The sequence below is a fragment of the Roseomonas rosulenta genome, assembly GCF_016106005.1.
In the GTDB taxonomy this organism is placed as follows: domain Bacteria; phylum Pseudomonadota; class Alphaproteobacteria; order Acetobacterales; family Acetobacteraceae; genus Neoroseomonas; species Neoroseomonas rosulenta.
Genome location: NZ_JACADR010000445.1, coordinates 1 through 2,336, shown reverse-complemented (window position 1 = coordinate 2,336; position 2,336 = coordinate 1). Strand labels below are relative to the sequence as shown.

Annotated in this window: 2 protein-coding genes and 1 pseudogene; all 3 read left to right on the top strand. The window is 73.2% G+C overall.

Annotated features, from left to right (window positions below; translation table 11 throughout):
- Positions 1 to 311, top strand: a 311-nt coding sequence (locus HW578_RS25600) for an OmpA family protein (protein WP_198373534.1), incomplete at its 5' end; no start/stop codon positions are given.
- A gap of 61 nt (positions 312 to 372) precedes the next feature.
- Positions 373 to 1,500 (top strand): flagellar motor protein MotA, encoded by a 1,128-nt coding sequence (locus tag HW578_RS25595; RefSeq protein ID WP_198373533.1) that lies wholly within the window; start codon positions 373 to 375, stop codon positions 1,498 to 1,500.
- Between the two features lie 257 nt (positions 1,501 to 1,757).
- Positions 1,758 to 2,336 (top strand): annotated as a pseudogene (locus HW578_RS25590) (peptidoglycan -binding protein); the annotation flags it as partial.

The following is a 2,336-nucleotide window of genomic DNA, read 5'->3' as shown; positions in this document are numbered from 1 at the left end:
CCCTCGCTGGCGCGGTGCTGGACCCGGCGCAGGCGACGGCGCTTGCCGCGCTGGGCCGGGCCCTGGCGGCGCTGCCGGCCGGGCGCATCACGGTCGAGGCGCAGGTCAGCGGGCCGGCGAATGATGCCTCGATGGCACGGCGCGCCTCGCTCGCGCGCGCCCAGGCGGTGAAGGCGGCGCTGGTGGCCGGCGGGCTGCCGGCGACGCGGATTGACCTGCGCCCGCTCGGCCGCCTGCCCGCTGGCGCGGACCGGGTGGACGTGCTGCCGCCCGGCGTGGCAAGCCCCAATGCGGAAGCCCGGGGCCGATGATGCCATTCCCTGCCGATCGCCGCGGCCACGCCGCGCAGATGCCGCGTGAGGCGCGCAGCGCATGACCCAGCCCATGGCCTTCGTCTGGCGGATGGTGGGGTTCCTCGTCTTCGTGGCGGTGGTCACCATCGCGGTGTTCGATCAGCTGCAGCACGCCTTCGCGGCGAACCCCGTGCTCAACAGCGTGATCCTCGCGGTGCTGCTGTTCGGGATCGGGTGGAACCTGCGCCAGGTGCTGGTGCTGCGGCATGAGGTCGCGTGGATCGAGGGCTTCCGCTCGGTGCGCGGGGCGGATGCGCCGGTGCAGCCGCGGCTGCTCGCACCCATGGCGTCGATGCTCTCGGCGCGCCGGTCGGAACGCGTGTCGCTGTCGGCCATCGCGCTGCGCTCGGTGATGGACGGGATCCTGTCGCGGCTCGACGAGACGCGGGAACTCTCGCGCTACATGGTGGGGCTGCTGATCTTCCTCGGCCTGCTCGGCACCTTCTGGGGGCTGCTGCTGACCATCTCCTCGGTGGCGGACGTGATCGGGTCGATGTCGGTCGGCTCGGGCGACCTGAACGCGCTGTTCAACCAGCTCAAGACCGGGCTCGCCCGGCCGCTGGAGGGAATGGGGACGGCGTTCTCCACATCGATGCTCGGCCTCGCCGGCGCGCTCGTGCTGGGGTTCATGGACCTCACGGCCGGCCAGGCGCAGAACCGATTCACCAACGAACTCGAGGAATGGCTGGCCGGCCTCACGCGCCTCTCGGCCGGGCCATCGGGGCAGGAAGGGGAGGGGTCCATCCCCGCCTACGTGAACGCCCTTCTCGAGCAGACCGCCGAGAACCTCGACGGTCTGCAGGCCATCCTGGCGCGCGGGGAGGAAGGCCGCGCCGAGACCTCCCGCGCCCTGGTCACGCTCACCGAACGCCTCACCGTGCTCACCGAGCAGATGCGCGCCAACAACGCCCTGATGCTGCGCGTCGCCGACGGCCAGGCCGGCATCGCCCCCGCCCTGACACGCCTCGCCGAGAGCCATGCGATCGACGACGCCACCCGGACCCACATCCGCAACCTCGACCTTCATCTCACGCGCCTCGCCGACGAACTGGCCCAGGGCCGCACCCAAACCACCGCCGAAATCCGCAACGAAATCAAGATCCTGACCCGCACCATCGCGGCGATCGCCGAGGAACAGCCGCGGTGAGCCGGGACGCGGCGGGTGCGAGGCGGGGGGCCAGCCCCCCGAACCCCCCGCTGGGGGGCAACCGCCCCCCAGACCCGGGGTCAGATGGCCGGATTGGGGGAGGGGCGCGTCGGCGGCACCTGCGGGACGGGCGCGACATGCCCCTCCCCCAATCCGGCCATTCACTCTCCGCGGGTCCGGGGGCACGTATGCCCCCGGCGGGTGGGTCCGGGAGGGCAGAGCCCTCCCGCGTCACGCCCCGCGCGACCTGACGCACCATGGCCCGTTCCTCCGACCGGCGGCGTGGCAAGGGTGGGCTCGATGCCTGGCCTGGGTACGTGGATGCGCTGTCCACGTTGCTCATGGTCATCATTTTCGTGCTGCTGGTGTTCGCCCTGGCGCAGGGGTTCCTGTCGGTGGCGGTGTCGTCGCGCGATCGTGCGCTCGATCGGCTGAACCGCCAGGTGGCGGAACTGGCCGAGATGCTGGCACTCGAGCGTGGCCAGGCGGAGGAATTGGGCGTCGGCCTGTCGCGCGCGACCGAGGAGCTGGCCGCCGCCGCCACGGCGCGCGATGCCGCGCAGCGTTCGCTGGCGACGCTGCGCGAGGAGCGCGACCGCCTCGCCACCGAACGCGACGGCACGCGCGCCGAGCGTGATCGTCTCGCTGCGCGGCTGGCGGATATCGGCCTGACCGGGCGTGGCGCGGAGGAGCGCGTCGCGACGCTCGAACGGCAACTCGGCGAGGCGCTGGCCCGCGCCGAGGCAGCCGGCGGCGATGCCGCGCGCGTCGCGCGCGACTTGACCGAGGCGCGCCGCGGCCTGGCCGAGGCCGAGCAGCGCCACGCCGCGATGGAG

Coding starts and splice junctions, on each gene's coding strand:
- HW578_RS25595 (WP_198373533.1), top strand. CDS start 373: ATGACCCAGCCCATGGCCTTCGTCTGGCGGATGGTGGGGTTCCTCGTC.